This is a genomic window from Bacillus sp. SDLI1 (assembly GCF_001553895.1).
In the GTDB taxonomy this organism is placed as follows: domain Bacteria; phylum Bacillota; class Bacilli; order Bacillales; family Bacillaceae; genus Bacillus; species Bacillus siamensis.
On the sequence record NZ_CP013950.1, the window covers coordinates 3190215 to 3208187 of the forward strand.

General features: G+C 46.4%; 15 protein-coding genes and 1 tRNA gene. 12 read left to right on the plus strand and 4 right to left on the minus strand.

Annotation, left to right across the window (positions count from 1 at the left end; translation table 11 throughout):
- The first annotated feature begins 58 nt into the window (after positions 1 to 58).
- From AUL54_RS15530 to AUL54_RS15545, 4 genes are all read left to right on the plus strand, one after another.
- Positions 59 to 1717, plus strand: coding sequence for a glycoside hydrolase family 13 protein (locus AUL54_RS15530; RefSeq protein WP_060964448.1), 1659 nt, complete (start codon positions 59 to 61; stop codon positions 1715 to 1717).
- 121 nt (positions 1718 to 1838) lie between these two features.
- Positions 1839 to 2261 (plus strand): secondary thiamine-phosphate synthase enzyme YjbQ, encoded by a 423-nt coding sequence (locus AUL54_RS15535; RefSeq protein WP_060964449.1) that lies wholly within the window; start codon positions 1839 to 1841, stop codon positions 2259 to 2261.
- On the plus strand, positions 2254 to 3285 hold the full coding sequence (locus tag AUL54_RS15540) for an NAD(P)H-dependent flavin oxidoreductase (RefSeq protein WP_060964450.1): 1032 nt from the start codon (positions 2254 to 2256) through the stop codon (positions 3283 to 3285). Before AUL54_RS15535 ends, AUL54_RS15540 begins: the two co-directional genes overlap by 8 nt.
- Positions 3286 to 3310: 25 nt before the next feature.
- Entirely contained in the window at positions 3311 to 3562 is a 252-nt protein-coding gene (locus AUL54_RS15545) for a hypothetical protein (RefSeq protein ID WP_060964451.1), read from the plus strand.
- Between the two features lie 17 nt (positions 3563 to 3579).
- Here the strand turns inward: AUL54_RS15545 and AUL54_RS15550 are convergent, their stop codons facing one another.
- On the minus strand, positions 3580 to 4317 hold the full coding sequence (locus AUL54_RS15550; RefSeq protein WP_060964452.1) for a protein-glutamine gamma-glutamyltransferase: 738 nt from the start codon (positions 4315 to 4317) through the stop codon (positions 3580 to 3582).
- Positions 4318 to 4459: 142 nt separating this feature from the next.
- Between AUL54_RS15550 and tlpB (AUL54_RS15555) the strand changes: the two genes are divergently transcribed.
- From tlpB (AUL54_RS15555) to AUL54_RS15575, 5 genes are all read left to right on the plus strand, one after another.
- Positions 4460 to 6445: a methyl-accepting chemotaxis protein gene (tlpB, locus tag AUL54_RS15555; protein WP_060965115.1), complete on the plus strand. Its 1986-nt coding sequence runs from the start codon at positions 4460 to 4462 to the stop codon at positions 6443 to 6445.
- Between the two features lie 184 nt (positions 6446 to 6629).
- Entirely contained in the window at positions 6630 to 8618 is a 1989-nt protein-coding gene (gene tlpB, locus AUL54_RS15560) for a methyl-accepting chemotaxis protein (protein ID WP_060964453.1), read from the plus strand.
- 139 nt (positions 8619 to 8757) lie between these two features.
- Positions 8758 to 10731, plus strand: coding sequence for a methyl-accepting chemotaxis protein (gene tlpB, locus AUL54_RS15565; RefSeq protein ID WP_442854505.1), 1974 nt, complete (start codon positions 8758 to 8760; stop codon positions 10729 to 10731).
- A gap of 115 nt (positions 10732 to 10846) precedes the next feature.
- The gene (gene tlpB, locus AUL54_RS15570; RefSeq protein WP_060964455.1) at positions 10847 to 12853 is read left to right on the plus strand and encodes a methyl-accepting chemotaxis protein; all 2007 of its coding nucleotides are present in this window, start codon (positions 10847 to 10849) and stop codon (positions 12851 to 12853) included.
- Between the two features lie 65 nt (positions 12854 to 12918).
- Complete coding sequence (locus AUL54_RS15575; RefSeq protein ID WP_060964456.1) at positions 12919 to 13443, plus strand: type 1 glutamine amidotransferase domain-containing protein; 525 nt, start codon at positions 12919 to 12921, stop codon at positions 13441 to 13443.
- Between the two features lie 32 nt (positions 13444 to 13475).
- On the opposite strand, the gene AUL54_RS15580 is transcribed toward AUL54_RS15575, so the two are convergent.
- Complete coding sequence (locus tag AUL54_RS15580; protein WP_060964457.1) at positions 13476 to 14462, minus strand: Gfo/Idh/MocA family protein; 987 nt, start codon at positions 14460 to 14462, stop codon at positions 13476 to 13478.
- A gap of 179 nt (positions 14463 to 14641) precedes the next feature.
- Here AUL54_RS15580 and AUL54_RS15585 point away from each other — a divergent pair, with 179 nt between their 5' ends.
- The 3 genes from AUL54_RS15585 (at position 14642) to AUL54_RS15595 (ending at position 16922) form a co-directional block, all read left to right on the plus strand.
- Complete coding sequence (locus AUL54_RS15585; RefSeq protein ID WP_060964458.1) at positions 14642 to 15802, plus strand: AI-2E family transporter; 1161 nt, start codon at positions 14642 to 14644, stop codon at positions 15800 to 15802.
- Positions 15803 to 15893: 91 nt separating this feature from the next.
- Complete coding sequence (locus tag AUL54_RS15590; RefSeq protein WP_045925819.1) at positions 15894 to 16724, plus strand: undecaprenyl-diphosphate phosphatase; 831 nt, start codon at positions 15894 to 15896, stop codon at positions 16722 to 16724.
- A 125-nt stretch (positions 16725 to 16849) separates the two neighbouring features.
- Positions 16850 to 16922, plus strand: a tRNA-Ala gene (locus AUL54_RS15595).
- 176 nt (positions 16923 to 17098) lie between these two features.
- Here AUL54_RS15595 and AUL54_RS15600 read toward each other — a convergent pair.
- Entirely contained in the window at positions 17099 to 17614 is a 516-nt protein-coding gene (locus AUL54_RS15600; RefSeq protein ID WP_060964459.1) for a hypothetical protein, read from the minus strand.
- A 125-nt stretch (positions 17615 to 17739) separates the two neighbouring features.
- Complete coding sequence (locus tag AUL54_RS21750) at positions 17740 to 17943, minus strand: hypothetical protein (protein WP_060964460.1); 204 nt, start codon at positions 17941 to 17943, stop codon at positions 17740 to 17742.
- Positions 17944 to 17973 lie beyond the last annotated feature (30 nt).

Consider the following 17973-nt stretch of genomic DNA (forward strand, 5'->3'; position numbering starts at 1 on the left):
GAAAAAAATGCTTCTTCATCCCGCTCCTTCATATGCTGTAGAGAAAGGAGTGAACGGTATGAAAACGGATTGGTGGAAAACGGCGTCCGTCTATCAAATTTATCCCCGCAGCTTTATGGATTCGAACGGGGACGGAATCGGCGACATAAACGGCATCAGAGCAAAGCTTCATTACATAAAAGAGTTGGGGGCTGATGTGATCTGGCTTTGCCCCGTTTTTGACTCGCCGGGCGCCGACAACGGCTACGATATTCGAAACTACAAACAAATCGCCGAAGAATTCGGGACGATGGAGGATTTTGACCGGCTCCTCGCGGATATCCATGCGCTCGGCATGAAGCTGATTATAGACCTCGTCGTCAACCATACGAGTGATGAACATCCTTGGTTTATCGAATCGCGCTCAGCGAAAGATTCCGAAAAACGGGACTGGTACATCTGGAGAGACGGAAAAAACGGCAAAGAGCCGAACAATTGGGAAAGCATTTTCGGCGGATCGGCGTGGGAATATGATCAAAAGACAAACCAGTATTACCTTCACCTGTTTGATAAAAAACAGCCTGATTTAAATTGGGAAAACGAAACGATGAGGCAGTCCGTTTATGAGATGATCCGCTGGTGGCTTGATAAAGGAATTGACGGCTTCCGGGTGGATGCCATTTCTCACATCAAGAAAAAAGAAGGGCTCCCTGACATGCCGAATCCGGACGGTCTCCCGTATGTCCCGTCCTTCCCGTATCATATGAATACAGAAGGCATTGTGGATCTCTTAAAAGAGCTGAAGCGGGAAACATTTTCACATTATCCGATCATGACGGTCGGCGAGGCGAACGGGGTGACGGCTTGGGAGGCGGCTGATTGGGCCGGTGAAGAAAACGGCGTCTTCCATATGATTTTTCAATTTGAACACCTCGGTCTTTGGGATACGGATGATGATCAAAGCATTTGCATCCCGGCGCTTAAGCGCGTTTTGTCCGAATGGCAGAACAGCCTTGAAGGAAAGGGCTGGAATGCGTTATTTATGGAAAATCACGACCAGCCCCGATCCGTTTCGGTATGGGGTGACGAACGGTTTTTGACAGAAAGCGCTAAGGCACTTGCCGCGATGTATATGCTGATGAAAGGCACGCCGTTTATTTACCAGGGACAGGAGCTCGGCATGACCAATGTTTCGTTCCCATCCATTGAAGATTACGACGACGTCACAATCAAACAGCTGTATGAAAAAGAGACGTCCCGCGGCGTTCCGCATGAAAAAGTGATGAAGACGATCTGGAAGAAGGGCCGGGATCATTCACGGACACCGATGCAATGGAGCGGGACGGCGAACGGCGGGTTTTCTGATGTTTCTCCGTGGCTCGGGGTGAATCCGAATCACACATGGCTGAATGCTGCATCGCAAATGAAGGATGAAACATCTGTATACCATTTCTACAAACGGCTGATCGCCCTCAGAAAAGAACATGACGTATTGATCAGCGGAACTTATGAATTGCTGCTTCCAAAAGACCGGCAGATTTATGCCTACCTAAGAAAAAACGGAACGGAAACCGCCCTGATCATCACCAATCTGTCTAAAACTCCCGCATTATACAGGCATCCCGGTTATCCGCTTGCTGCCGATGCGCTCGTGCTCGCAAACATGGAAACACCGCCGCATCGGCATGTGACATCCTTCCTTTTAAAGCCTTATGAGGCCCGCGTATATATATGGTAAAAAACTTCAGTTTTTGGGCTGAAGTTTTTTATGATCTGCGTTTATCATCGCGATCCGACAGGAAAAGACAAATACAGAAACGAATATGGGAAAGGAAGAGAAAAAGAGAGGAGGCATTCATATGCTGAAACAATTGCAGATTCAAACAAACAGACGGGATGAAATGATCGACATCACACATGAAGCGGAAGCGTTTCTCCGCGAAACCGGCGTGAAAAACGGTTTGGCGCTCATATACTGTCCCCATACTACCGCCGGCATTACCATCAATGAAAATGCCGACCCGGATGTAAAAAGGGATATGCTCCGCAGGTTTGACGAAGTGTATCCGTGGGAGCACGAACTGGACCGGCATATGGAGGGAAATACGGCGGCACATATGAAGGCGAGTACAACGGGCGCATCCCAGCATGTCATCATAGAAGGCGGGCGCCTGATCCTCGGAACGTGGCAGGGCATTTATTTTTGCGAATTTGACGGTCCGAGAAACAGAACATGTTATATCAAAATCCACGCTGAAACGGAGGCATCCGCAAATGAGTGAGTGGATGGACGCCTTATCATTAACAAAGCCGGTCATTCAGGCGCCGATGGCCGGAGGGCTTGTCACGCCGCGCCTGGCTGCGGCGGTATCAAATGAAGGGGCGCTCGGAAGCCTCGCTTCAGGATACGTCAGCCCGCCGGCGCTTGAAAAACAGCTTATCGAGATGAAAGACCTGACCGACCGCTCCTTTCAAGTGAATCTGTTCGTCCCGGAAGAAAGGCAGATGCCTGAGGAGGAACTGATTGAACAATGGAAAGCGCGCATCCCAAGGGCAAAAGACGCCAAGCCGTTCTCCGATCTGAAAGAAGAGTGGAACGATTTTGAAGAAAAAGCGGACCTTCTGATCCGTTACGGGGTCAAAGCGTGCTCATTCACCTTCGGCCTGCCGCCGGAAGAAACGGCGGAAAAGCTGAAGAAAAACGGCTGCTTCCTGTTCGGCACGGCGACAACGCCGGAGGAGGCGAAGGCTTTTGAAGAGCGGGGAATGGACGCCGTTATCCTTCAAGGAATAGAAGCCGGGGGACATCGCGGATCGTTTCTGCCGGTTAAAGGAGAACCGGCTCTCGGTCTTATGGCGCTCATTCCGCAGGCAAAAGACGCGCTGAATATCCCGGTCATTGCGGCAGGCGGCATTTTTGACCGCCGCGGGGTGCAGGCGGCCCGATGTTTAGGTGCGGACGGCGTTCAAGTCGGCACGCCGTTTCTCCTTTGTGAAGAAAGCAGCGCTTCACCGGCATATCAAAAAGCCATTGCCGAATCAAAAGGAGCCGACACACGGCTGACCACCTTGTTTTCGGGAAAACAGGCGCGCGGAATCGTGAATCAGTTCATGAAAACATATGAAGCTGACGAGGGGAATACGCTGCCTTATCCGCTGCATAATACGCTCACAAAGCCGATGCGCGGGCATGCGGCTCAATCGGGAGATGCGGAGTACATGTCTTTATGGGCGGGCCAGTCCGCCGCGAAACTTGAAGGGCCGACAGATGTGAAAGCTGTTTTGGACCGCTTGTGCCGATCATAATCAAGATGCTGTGAGGTGATGGAAGATGAAGATTCTTCAAATGTCCTATAAAAAAAGAGGAAATATTGAGTTTGTTTTTGAAGATTTTCCGCATTCCAAAGTCACCATGGCGCCGATTAAAGGGTATTACTTTGTCCGGGCCATTAAATGGAGCAGATGGGACAGAGCCGTCACCCGCCATGATTTAGAGAAGTTTGAATGGGCGGCAAACCAAGCGCTCGGCACGACGGCTTTTTACCGAAAAAGAAAAGCATTTCACATCCCATCGTCACATTGACAGACGATGGGATTGTTTTAATGCATCATCTGATAAAGCGCGGGCGCATCAAGCCTTGTCGCCTGAGAAAGCAGATAAGCTGACTGCACGGCATCTCTTTTTCTTAAAGAATTCAATTTCTGGATAATCTGTTCAGCGGTCAGAATCCCGAGACCGTGGGCGAAATATCGGTCATTCCCCATCACAATGACATTTTCTCCCCGCCACTGGGCCTTTGCAGGATTAAAATCAGGATTTTTAAAATATAAACAATCTCCCCTTAAAAAGTGGCTGCCGGTTTCCGTGTAGATCGGCAGATGCTCATAGTGCCAGTCATACAAAGTAATATCCGGGAAACGGCGGTCAAACCGCTCTTCACCGATTGTCTTTAAAACGGCCAGATAATAAATCACAACAATGGCCGTCGCGCATTCAAATGCATAAAACGCCCCGTTTTCAACAATATCCCGAATCGCTTTTGAAGCGGGAATTCTGTACTTCAGCTCCAGGGCTCCTTCCGGCGTCAGTCTCCAATAAGCCGTATTTCCGTATGTTTTGGCGAACGTTGCAAATTTTGCGCCTGATCCGTGCAGTTCTCTTGCGGCTTCCACAATATGGCGCCGCACCCGTGCTTCAAACATCAGTTCAGCAATCGATCCGTAATCAAATTGTACGGGAGAATGGGTCAGTTCATTTAGATACGGAACAAGGCTTTCTTCCGTTTGCCAATTAGCAATGTCCTGGGGCCGAAGCACTTGGCCGGAAATGATAATCATCTGCCGCCCCCCCTATCTTTTTTTATAAGATATGCAGGAAGCTTGGGCAATGAAAATCAAGTCATGAAAAAGGAGGAAATGTTAACAAAATGTGAAAATTGAGCCGATATATAAGGTATCACACATGAAGGAGCAGCTTAATATGAAAAAATTCATCAATTGGTGCACGAAGGCTTCGATTTCACGTAAATTAATCATTTCATTTATCTTGATCTTAATCATACCGATTCTCGTGTTACAATTCAGTTCGTACCATACGGCGAGCAATTCGCTGGATGATCAGATTTCAGGCAACGCGAAAAACAACATCGAATCTTTTAACACAACGATTACAAATGATATCGGCGCAAAAGCAAAGGCGATTGAATTTTTCAGTGAAACCTTAAAAGGGTCATCATTCTCAAAGAAAAACATGTCCGCTCTTAAAGAAAAGTTCGGGCAATACACGTCTATTCATAAGGACGTAGCCCGCATTTACGGAGGAACGGAAGACGGCAGCTACACACAGGCGCCGAAGGAAAATACTCCGGCTGATTACGATCCGAGAACACGCCCATGGTATAAAGACGCTGTAAAGGCCGGCGGCACGCTCGTTGTCACCGACCCTTACACCGCAGCAAGCGACGGCAGCATGGTCGTCACCGTGGCAAAGCAGATGCAGGACGGAACAGGAGTAGTGGCCATGGATATTACGATTGACCAGCTGCTGAAGCGAATGCAGGGAATCAAAATCGGCCAAAAAGGCTTCATGTTTATTACATCTAAAAATAAAACCTATGTCGCGCATAAAGACCACAAACCGGGCGATAAAGTCTCAACCCCGTGGCTGAATGAGGTATACAGCAAAGAAAGCGGAATGATTTCATACAAGCTTGGTGATGAAAATAAAAAAATGGCGTTTACGACAAATAAACTGACCGGCTGGAAAATAGAGGGGAGCATGGAGCTCACCGAAATTAAAGACGCCTCACAACCGGTGCTGACGATGGGAATGATCGTCCTTGCAGCATCCATTATCATCGGAGGAATTTTAATTCTGTTTATTGTCAGATCCATTACAACACCGCTGAAACGCCTTGTCCGCTCGTCTAAACAAATCAGCGGCGGAGACCTGACTGAAACCATTGAGATCCGCTCGAAAGATGAACTGGGCGAACTGGGTGCAAGCTTTAATGAAATGGGAGAATCTCTGCGCGGACTGATCAGCGCGATCCAAAACTCAGTCGACAACGTGGCCGCGTCATCAGAAGAGCTGACCGCTTCAGCTTCGCAGACAAGCAAAGCGACGGAGCATATTACGATGGCGATTGAGCAGTTTTCAAACGGAAACGAAGAGCAGAGTGAAAAAGTCGATTCAAGCTCAGCCAAGCTGAATCATATAAATGACGGGCTCGCCGCCGTTTCCCGCACATCATCATCCATTACGGAAGCATCTAAACAATCGAAAGAAGCTGCCGGCACCGGGGAAGAATATGTGCAGCAAACCGTCGGGCAGATGAATCTCATCAATCAATCCGTCCAGCAGGCGGAAGCTGTTGTAAAAGGTCTTGAGGCCAAATCAAAAGACATCGCTCATATTTTAAGAGTCATCAACGGCATTGCCGATCAGACAAACCTGCTTGCATTAAATGCAGCCATTGAAGCGGCAAGAGCCGGTGAATACGGGCGGGGCTTCTCAGTGGTAGCCGAAGAAGTGAGAAAGCTTGCCGTCCAATCCGCCGGTTCTGCAAAAGAGATTGAAAAACTCATTCAGGAAATCACGGCTGAAATTAATACTTCGCTTCACATGTTTACATCCGTTAATGAAGAAGTGCAATCAGGACTTGCGGTGACGGATCGAACGAAAGAAAGCTTCCAGAATATCTTCGGCATGACAAACGACATCGCCGAGAAGCTGCAATCCATGAACGGCACGGTTGAACAGCTGTCAGACAGCTCTCAGCACGTCTCAGCCGCGGTAACCGATATTGCGGACGTTTCACGGGAAAGCGCAGCAAGCATTCAGGATATTGCCGCATCCGCAGAAGAACAGCTTGCATCTATGGAAGAAATCAGCACATCCGCCGACACTTTGGCGCAAATGGCCGAAGAACTGCGGGAATTAACAAAACAATTTAAAATCAACTAGTAAAAAAGGACGCTTTCCGGATGGAAGGCGTCTTTTTTTATGGTTTCTTCGAGAAAATTAAATAAAAAGTCTTACTTACAAAAAGAGCATATAGAACTATTTTTCATTTATGACTAAATTTTCAATGTAATAAAAAGGGAGATTGCCGATATAAACAGTAAATGATTGAAAGAGGTTTACAAAATTGAAAAAAACAGCAAAAAACATCGCAAAAAAATCAATAGCCAGAAAACTCATCATTTCATTTTTACTGATCTTAATCATTCCGGTAGCAGTGCTGGCTGCCAGCGCCTATCGTTCGGCTGCCTCATCCGTTGAAAATCAAATGATGGAAAGCGCCGAAGGGAATGTGCAAATCTTAAACAATATGATTGATGACCGGATCGGGACGTTTACAAAAAGCTCAGCATATTTCAGCGAATGGGCGACAAGCGCAAAATTTAAAGAAAAAAACCAAACGGAAATGAAAGAAAGATTCAAGCAGTTCATAGAAAGCAATGATAAAGCTGCCGCCGTATTTTCAAGCAGCAAGGATGGCACGTTTACACGTTATCCTCATGCCGATATGCCGGCTGATTTCAATCCGCTTGAGAGAAACTGGTATCAAGAAGCCATGGAGAACAAAGGGCAGACCATCATCACGGACCCTTATCAGTCCATTTCAAACAAAAAGATGGTCGTCACCATGGCCCGTGCGGCTCAGGACGGATCAGGGGTCGTCGCCATTGATATTAAAATCGACGATCTCATTACGATGACAAAAGAAGTCAATATCGGAAAAGAAGGATATGCCTTTATCCTCAGCAAAAATAAAAAAGCCGTTGCCTACAGCAATGAAAAATCCGGCGCGGCGGTATCTGGAAAATGGGTTGATACATTATACAGCGGGGAAAAAGGCGATTTTGAATATACGATGAACGGAAAAGCGAAAAAAATGGCGTATGTCACCAATGAGGCGACAGGCTGGAAGATCAGCGGAACCATGTCTGTTGATGAAATCAAGGATGCGGCAAGACCGGTTTTGATCACAGCCATTATCATTTTGGCCATAGCGGTTGCCGCAGGAATGGTTTTCATTTATTTTGTCATCCGCTCTATTACAAAACCGTTAAAACGTCTCGCAGCGTCAGCGGAAAAAATCAGAAGCGGAGATCTGACGGAAACCATTCAAGTCAGCTCTCAAGATGAGCTTGGCGTGCTCAGTAAAAGTTTTAATCATATGACAGATTCACTCCGGACGCTTATTCAGGGAATTCAGGACTCTGTTGAACATGTCGCTTCCTCCTCAGAGGAGCTGACGGCTTCCGCCGAGCAGACGAGCAAAGCAACGGAACATATCACCCTTGCGATTGAACAGTTTTCTAATGGAACGGAAGACCAAAGTGAGAGCATTGAAAAAGCGACAGCCCAAGTGAATGACATGAAAGACGGGCTCAGCGATCTGGCGGAAGCGGCAGCCGTTGTGACGGAAACTTCTATTGAATCGGCAGAGATATCCGGTGCCGGAGAGCGGCTTGTTAAGAAAACAGCAGGCCAGATGGATACCATTGACCAATCTGTGAGTAAAGCGGAACAAGTCGTAAAGGGGCTTGAGCACAAATCGCAGGACATCACCAGCATTTTGCGCGTCATTAACGGCATTGCCGATCAAACGAATCTTCTCGCTTTAAATGCAGCCATTGAAGCGGCAAGAGCGGGAGAGTACGGACGCGGTTTTTCAGTCGTTGCCGAAGAAGTGAGAAAGCTTGCCGTCCAATCAGCCGATTCAGCAAAAGAAATCGAAACCTTAATCCATGAAATCGTTAAAGAAATTCATACATCGCTCGGAATGCTGGAGTCCGTCAATCACGAGGTGAAAAGCGGACTTCAGCTGACGGACGAAACGGAAAAAAGCTTCCGGGACATTTCTGTCAAAACAAATCAGATTGCCGGTGAACTGCAAAATATGAATGCAACCGTAGAACAGCTTTCCGCCGGATCTCAGGAAGTATCGAACGCTTCAGAGGATATCGCGGCCGTCTCCAGACAAAGCGCGGCCGGCATTCAGGATATTGCGGCTTCTGCTGAAGAGCAGCTCGCCTCTATGGAAGAGATCAGTTCATCCGCCGTCACGCTGGAAAAAATGGCTGAAGAATTACGCGAGCTGACAAAACGCTTTAAAATAAGTTTTTAATTAAGTCTAAAAGACTACTTTTGTAATAGGTAAAAAGTATGTTTTGTTATATTTCTTCTTTTTAGATATGTATATTTACCCATAATAGCCGATATGAAGGGTAAACACGTAAGAGGAGATATAGCAGATGAAAAAAATCATGCAAATCATCAAGCAGAGATCGCTTACAAGAAAACTGCTCATTTCTTTTTTGGCCATTCTTATTCTGCCGATTTCAACGCTGGCTTTTATCGCATATCAATCGGCGGTAAGCACGCTTGACAAGCAGGTGATGGGAAGCGCATTAGATAATGTGCAGCAGATTAATAATATGATCAATACCAGCATCAGCCAGAAGGAAGACGGAACGGCATATTTCAGCGATTGGCTCACCAAGGATCGGTACAAGCCGAAAAATCAATCGCAAATTATCGATAAATTCACAGAGTATATGAAGATCAATAAAGATGTGGAATCCATCTATACGAGTGACACGGAAGGCCATTTCACACGGTATCCCGATCTGCAGATGCCTAAAGGATATAATCCGCTTGAAAGAGACTGGTATAAAAAAGCCATGGAAAACAAAGGGAAAGTTGTTGTAACAGATCCTTACCGCACGGCTTCCACCAATACGATGGTCGTGACGATCGTTCAGCAGACGAAAGACGGCTCAGGGGTCGTCGCCATCAATATGAAAATCGAAGAACTTCTGAAAACGACAAAGAAAGTGAAAATCGGAAAATCCGGCTACGCTTTCATCCTGACGAAAGACAAAAAAGTGGTCGTTCACCCGAACCGCACGTCAGGCACAGCATTAGACGGAGATTGGGCTGAACAGCTGTACAGCAGCAAAAAAGGTGATTTTCAATACAAATACGACGGCCAGGAAAAGAAAATGGCTTATGATACGAACGAGCTGACAGGCTGGAAAATCAGCGGAACGATGTATGTGGACGAGATTCATGAAGCGGCGCTGCCGGTCCTTCATCTGTCCCTGCTCGTTCTGTTGTTAGCAATTGTCATCGGAACCGTCGTCATGGTGCTGATTATCCGTTCAATCACAAAACCGCTCAAGCAGCTTGTGACATCATCGAAACAGATCAGTGAAGGCGATTTAACCGAAACGATCGAGATTCAGTCAAAAGACGAATTAGGCGAGCTTGGCAAAAGCTTTAACAATATGGCAGCTTCACTTCGGTCTTTAATCCATGCCATTCAGGATTCCGTGAATAACGTCGCGTCTTCCTCAGAGGAGCTGACGGCTTCAGCGGAGCAGACAAGCAAGGCAACCGAACATATCACACTGGCAATCGAACAATTTTCTAACGGAAATGAAAGCCAAAGTGAAAAAATTGAAAGCGCCGCGGAACATATTTACCAAATGAACAGCGGACTCAAAGATATGGCGAAAGCATCTGCCGTCATTACCGAATCCTCCGTCACATCAGCGGAAGTCGCCAATTCAGGCGGAAAGCTCGTCCACCAGACGGTCGGTCAAATGAACGTCATTGACCGGTCAGTGAAAGAAGCTGAACAAGTGGTGCGCGGGCTTGAAACAAAATCAAAAGACATTACAAACATTCTCCGTGTCATTAACGGAATCGCCGATCAGACAAATCTTCTTGCGCTGAACGCCGCAATTGAAGCCGCGCGTGCCGGTGAATACGGCCGGGGCTTCTCCGTCGTCGCAGAAGAAGTGAGAAAACTTGCGGTGCAGTCTGCCGATTCAGCGAAAGAAATCGAAAGCTTAATTATAGAAATCGTCAACGAAATCAATACATCTCTTGGCATGTTCCAATCCGTCAACAAAGAGGTGGAGAGCGGGCTGGATATTACGAATCAGACCGAAACGAGCTTCAGGCGGATTTCGGAAATGACGAACCAGATCGCCGGAGAAATTCAAAACATGAATGCGACAGTAGAACAGCTGACAGCCGGTTCGCAGCAGATTTCAGGAGCTTCTGAGCAAATCGCGTCCATCGCAAAAGAAAGTTCAGCCAGCATTCAGGATATCGCGGCCTCCGCCGAAGAACAGCTGGCTTCCATGGAAGAAATCAGTTCGTCTTCAGAAACGTTATCCCAGATGGCGGAAGAATTACGTGATATGACGAAACAATTTAAAATAGAATAATAGGTCATAGAACACCCAAATGTGCTGTTTGGGTGTTTTTTTTAGTTTTTTTAATAAATCTTTTATCCTAGCTGTCGATAATAAATTTAGCTTTTCAAAGAAGGAGACGAAAAAAATGAAACAACTGATACATTGGATCAAACAGCCATCCATCAGCAAGCCGCTTATCACGGCATTTTTAGCCGTATTGGTGCTTCCGGTCGGCATACTTGCCTACTTCAGCTACCAAACGGCAGGGAGTACATTAGAAAACGAACTGACCCGGAGCGCTCAAGGAAATGTCAGCGAACTGAACAGCGTGCTGGAAAACATGCTCAAAGGCAAGCTGAAAGCACTTGACTATTACAGTGAATCAATCACAAAGGAAAAAATGAACAAAAAAAATAAATCCGACCTGCTTGAAAATATGAAGCAGTATGTCACCGTAAATGACGATATCACATCAATGTATGCCGCGTCCGCCGACAAAGCGTTTGTGAAATATCCGTCCGCTGACGTGCCGTCCGATTTCAATCCGCTCACGCGCGAGTGGTATACAAAAGCGGTAGAAAAAAGCGGACAGCCGGTGTTTACCGATCCTTATAAGGACGCTGCAACCGGACAAACGGTCGTTACGATTGCCCAGCAGACAAAAGACGGCTCAGGCGTTGTAGCGCTGGATATTAAACTGGGCGACCTTTTGAACGCTTCCGAACGCGTACAGATCGGTCATAAAGGATTTGCTTTCATTACAACGGGAGATAAAAAATACATTGCCCATCCGACCATCAAAGCGGGAACGGAAGGCTCCGGAGAGTGGACGAAAGAAGTATTTTCTAAATCAAGCGGATCGTTTGAATACACGTTTGAAGGACAGCAAAAGAAAATGGCCTTCACGACAAATAAACTGACGGGCTGGAAAATCGCCGGCACATTCTTTGTCAGTGAGATACATGACGCAGCCGCGCCTGTCATGGAAATGGCGCTGATCATTCTTGCGGTTTCTCTTATCGTCGGCGGGATTTTAATCTTCTTTATCGTTCGCTCGATTTCAAAACCGCTCAAAAAACTTGTCTCGACATCAGCTAAAATCAGTGACGGCGATTTAACCGAAGTTATTAACATCAGGTCGAAAAATGAATTCGGTCAGCTCAGTCAAAGTTTCAATGAGATGTCGGCATCACTCAGGTCTGTCATCGGTGTCATTCAATCATCCGTCGAACATGTCGCTTCTTCATCCGAAGAGCTGACGGCATCTGCCGGTCAGACAAGCAAGGCGACCGAGCATATCACACTGGCGATTGAGCAATTCTCAAACGGAAACGAATTACAAAGCGAGAAATTGGAAGAAAGTGCTGATCACCTGTCCCAAATGAATACGGGCATTGCTGAGACGGCGAATGTATCGGCGGAAATTACCGAATCGGCCATTCAAACCTCTGATACGGCCGGAAGCGGAGAAAAATTAGTGGCGAAAACGGTCGGCCAGATGAAAACAATTGATCGTTCCGTACAGCAGGCGGAAGCGGTCGTAAAAGGGCTGGAAACGAAGTCGCATGACATTAAGAGCATTCTGAACGTCATTAACGGCATTGCCGATCAAACAAACCTGCTTGCTCTAAACGCGGCTATCGAAGCGGCCAGAGCCGGCGAATACGGGCGCGGTTTCTCCGTCGTTGCGGAAGAAGTGAGAAAGCTTGCCGTACAATCAGCCGACTCCGCCAAGGAAATCGAAACGCTGATTCAGGAAATCGTCAAAGAAATCGCCACATCGCTTTCTGTATTCCAAGCGGTGAATCAAGACGTGAAAGAAGGCCTCGATATTACGGACCAAACGGCCGAAAGCTTCAAAAAAATCTCGGGAATGACGACTCAGATTTCAGGCGCTTTGCAGCATATGAACGGAACGCTTGAGCAGCTTGCGGCCGGGTCGCAAAACGTGACAAACGCGGTGGAGCACATTACCTCAGTCGCCAAAGAAGGGTCCGCCGGCATTCAAGACATCGCCGCGTCAGCCGAAGAGCAACTGGCCTCCATGGAAGAAATCAGTTCCTCTGCTGAAACGCTTGCGAACATGGCCGAAGAACTGCAGCAGGTCACACGGAAATTTACGATTCAGTCTGAAGACGAAGAACAGCTGTAACGAGCTGTTTCTTTTCCTCAGCTGAAAAAAGCGATACACTTGAAAAAAAGAAGGGAGTGGCAGTGATGAGATTAGAAGGCAAGAAAGTCATAGCGCTTGTCAGTGACGACTTTGAAGACTTAGAGCTTTGGTATCCCGTCTACCGGATGAGGGAGGAAGGCGCGATCGTCCATTTAATAGGAGAAGAAGCCGGCCGTTCATACAAAGGAAAATACGGCGTGCCCGCGACGGCGGATTACGATTTTAAGAGCCTGATTATTCAGGAGTATGATGCCGTGCTCGTGCCTGGCGGCTGGGCTCCTGACAAACTGAGAAGATATCCGGAAGTTTTGGACATCATCCGTACGATGAACGAGCAGAAAAAGCCGATCGGCCAGATCTGCCACGCAGGCTGGGTGCTCATATCTGCCGGAATTCTCGCAGGAAAAAAAGTAACGAGCACGCCCGGCATCAAAGACGACATGACAAATGCCGGGGCACAGTGGCTGGATGAAGCTGTCGTAACTGACGGCCATATTGTATCAAGCCGCCGCCCGCCCGACCTTCCGCACTATGCAAAAGCGTTCGCTGACCTGTTAGCGTCCAAATAAAAAACATCCGCCCGAAACCCGGGCGGATGTTTTTAGTTTTGATCGGCGGGAAAGACAATTCCGATTTGTTTTCTCGCTTCTTCCATAATGCTTGCCGTAATGAAAGAGCGTTCAAAGGTATTTTCGGAAGACTCCTGCTGTCCGTTCCGAAGAAGGCTGATGAATTCAGCCGTTTCATAATACATCGCCGGTTTCAGATCAGGAACGGAAATGTCCTCCATCCGTCCGTCACGATAGCGGATTTCCGCCCGCTCCGGTCCGTGAATGCTGTCCAGCACGATTGTGCCGTCTTCACCCTGTATTTCCGCCGGGGCAAACGAATTTGATATTTTTGAATGCATCAGTACCGCTTCAAACCCGTCGTATGACAAAATAACCGTGCCCTCGCCGTCAACGCCGGATGCTAGTTTATGACCGGTCGCAATGACGTTTTTCGGTTTGCCGAACAGGACGACGGCCGGATAAATGCAGTATACGCCGATGTCCATTAACGAACCGTTCGATAATTCAGGCTTAAACGCATTAAGCACCGTTCCGTTTTTATATGCATCATATCGTGATGAATATTGGCAGTAGCTTGCTGTGAATCTCCTGATCGGCCCGATTTTATGTAAGTGGTTTTGAAGCATGCTGAAGTTCGGCAAAAACGTCGTTTTCATGGCCTCCATCAAGAGAACGCCGTTTGCTTTGGCTGCGTGAATCATGTCTTCCGTTTCCCTTGCGTTAGACGCAAACGGTTTTTCGCACAGCACATGCTTGCCGTGTTCCATAAAAAGGATTGCCTGCTCCTTATGGCATGCATTCGGGCTGGCGAGATACACCGCATCATAGGCTTCGCTTTCCGCCAATTCTCTCAGGCTGGTGAAATAATGAGCTGCACCGTGCTTGCCGGCAAATTCCGCAGCGCGTTCCTCAGTTCTGGAATAAACCGCCGTTAATTGAAAATCATCAATAGCAGAAGCCGCCTCCAGAAATCGTTCTGTAATCCAATTCGTTCCGACTGTTGCAAATCGAATCATTGCTATCGCTCCTTCTATGTATTGGCTTACATTATAGCTGTTTTTCAAAGAAACATAAATGGAAAAAAGGCTGTCCGCCAAAAGTATAGGAAAAATTCCCATAGAGACCGGTTATTATTTTTCATTATAGGAACGATAGTGTACAATTTAAGTAAAATACATATGATGGAGGAACAATAGTGGAAACATTGCAAACATGGGGCGGCAGATTTAAACAGTTTTTCTTAGACAATAAATTTGTCTTGTTTTTGCTTGTATTGCTGCTCATCGGTCTCAATATCCTTGTCTTTATGAAGACATCATTTATTTTCACACCCATTATCGTCCTGCTCAAAACGATTGCACTCCCCGTTATTTTGACAGGAATTGTTTATTATCTGCTTAATCCGATCGTAGATATATTGGAAAAAATAAGAGTGAAAAGAGTCTATTCCATCCTGCTCCTTTACCTCATTATTATAGGGCTGATTACGATTACGATCGTTTCTATTATTCCGTTTTTAAAGGAACAGATCATGAGCCTGATCGACAACCTGCCAAAATATGTGGACATCGTTGAAGATCAGACGAAAAGCCTGATCGGAAGCGATTTTGTAAATCAGGCGCAAAAGACGATGAATATCAACATTTCCGATCTTGCCAATAAAGTATCGGCGCAGGCGGCGACAATTGCAAACAGCACATTTACCGGAGTCGGGAATTTTATCGGTGCGCTGACGGAAGTGATTATTTCAATTGTGACCGTGCCGTTTATTTTGTTCTATTTGCTGAAAGACGGCAAAAAACTGCCAATCTATATCTTGAAATTTGTGCCCACCCGTCTGAAAGAACAAACGTATACGATGCTGAGTGAAATGAACCACAGATTAAGCTCCTATATCAGAGGACAGGTCATCGTCAGCTTCTGCATCGGGTTTTTATTATTTATCGGCTATCTGATTATCGGACTTGATTATGCGTCACTGCTTGCGGTCATTGCCGCTTGTACGAGCGTTGTTCCGTATTTAGGGCCGACCATTGCCATCACGCCGGCGATTATTATCGCTTTGGTCACTTCGCCTCTTATGCTGCTGAAGCTTGCGATTGTATGGACCGTTGTCCAGCTCGTGGAAGGAAAATTAATTTCGCCGCAGATCATGGGGAAAAATCTTCACATTCACCCGATTACCATCATCTTTGTTCTTTTAACCGCCGGAAAGCTGTTCGGGGTTGTCGGCATTATTTTAGCCATCCCGGGCTACGCGGTCATCAAAGTGGTCACGACCCATCTGTTTGATTGGTTCAAAATGCGCTCGCATTTATATGAAGAAGAAAAAAATGATGCCGTATCGAAGTCATAAAATCGGAACCGACATGATATTTATTATAAGACAGGCTTTCCTTCAGAGGAGAGCTTCTCTTTTGTAAATGATAAATGAAGGGAAGAATAGGATGACACTATGGGAGATGTTCACAGCAGCCGTTTTGGGGATCGTGGAAGGGCTGACGGAATACGCGCCGGTTTCTTCCACGGGACATATGATCATAGCGGATGACATCTGGCTGAAATCCGGAAGCCTGATGAATCCTGAAGCCGCCAATTCCTTCAAAGTGGTGATCCAGCTCGGTTCGATCCTGGCAGTGGCCATTGTGTTTAAGGATCGGATATTAAATTTACTCGGCCTCAAAAAAAACGTGACGCGCGACCAGCAGAAAGGATACAGGCTGACCATCGCGCAAATCGCTGTCGGTCTTGTTCCGGCCGCAGTGCTCGGCTTTTTATTTGAGGATTTCATTGACCGCTATCTATTCTCCGTCAGAACGGTCGCTTACGGACTAATTGCCGGAGCCGTGCTTATGCTGATTGCGGACTGGGTCAATAAAAGAAAAGATACGATCAATACGGTAGACAGAATCACCTACAAACAGGCTTTCTGTGTCGGTTTATTCCAATGTCTCGCCTTGTGGCCCGGCTTTTCCCGATCAGGCTCAACGATTGCCGGAGGTGTCATTCTCGGCTTGAATCATCGGGCAGCCGCAGACTTTACATTTATCATGGCCATTCCGATTATGGCGGGTGCAAGCCTTCTGAAGCTGGTGAAATACTGGAGCAGTCTTTCTCCTGACATGATTCCATTTTTTCTTGTCGGTTTTATCTGCGCCTTTGTCGTCGCTCTCTTAGTCGTCAAATTTTTTCTTCGGCTTATTAATCGGATTAAGCTTGTCCCGTTCGCCATTTACCGTGTCATCCTCGGCATCATTTTAATCATGCTCGTGCGATAAACGAAGAGGCCCCCGGAGGGTCTTTTCTATGTTTGAAAAACGTCTCAGAAAAATGTAAGCAAACTGAATTTTCGGCTTGAAATTCGAAGGAAACTCGTCTATAATAAAACATGACGTTACCGCACGGGGCCATAGCTCAGCTGGGAGAGCGCTACGCTGGCAGCGTAGAGGTCAGGGGTTCGAGCCCCCTTGGCTCCATACCTTTAAACCCTTATTCTATAAGGGTTTTTTTATTTGTCTGGAACAGAGCCAATAGCCCCAAAAAGCAATTGGGGACAATTTGGGGACGAAAAATTTATTTTGAGGAAGTTTAGTTGCTTTTCGCCTTCAATTAGGATTGAAGAAGCCGCCTTTAAAGGCGGCTTTGTTGTTTATCAATTTTCTTGCGGAGCAATCTTTGCTACTGGAGCACCACATAGCAGGAAGAATGCAAATACTGCTGGTGGGGAAATTGCTAAACCTATAGTTCCTAGAAATCCTACAACAGTCAGCCACTCGCCCTTTTCAATTGCTCTTTGAACTTGATTCAAAGCACCTTTACTTAAGTTAAGTGCATCCTCTAAACATCCTTGAACACTACTGATTTGGGCATCCGTATAATTATATTCCTTATTCATATAATTAGCGAAAGCGATCATGCCCTCTTTTTGAGCTGGAGGATAAGGAGACTTTTCAAGCTCATCTTCTTTGACTGTATAGCCGGTCTCTTTATCAAAAACTAGAATTTTAGTAAAGATGTGCTCAACTTCTGCAACAGATTTTTCAATTTGTTCTTCAGTTAAGCCATCTAAACCGTCCTTAGGATTCAACTGTGCTGCTGAAGCTGCTGGTGCTATTGTCGCAATAGCAAGAAAGAAAACCGACGCCAGAAAAAGAAATCTTTTCAACATTATAACTCCCCCTTTTGGAAAATTGTACAAGCAACTACATAGTAACACATTTTTTACCAAAGGAGGGTATATTTATCTGGTTTTAATCTGTTTAGACAGGATAAGTCAAATATCGACAAAAAAGATTAGGACCACAAATTCAAAGCAAGAAACGAAAGACCCCATGCTATTATGCCAAACATGACAGAGAACCTAAGACAAGCTTCAAATTTTGTAAGCCCTCGCTCTCTTTTTGCTTTACCTAATTTCCAATAAATAGCATATCCGGAGAACACCAAAATGATTACTCCGAGTCGAGACACATTTTCCAAAAATTTTATACCATCCATTGATTTTCACCTCGTTTATTTATGAGAAAA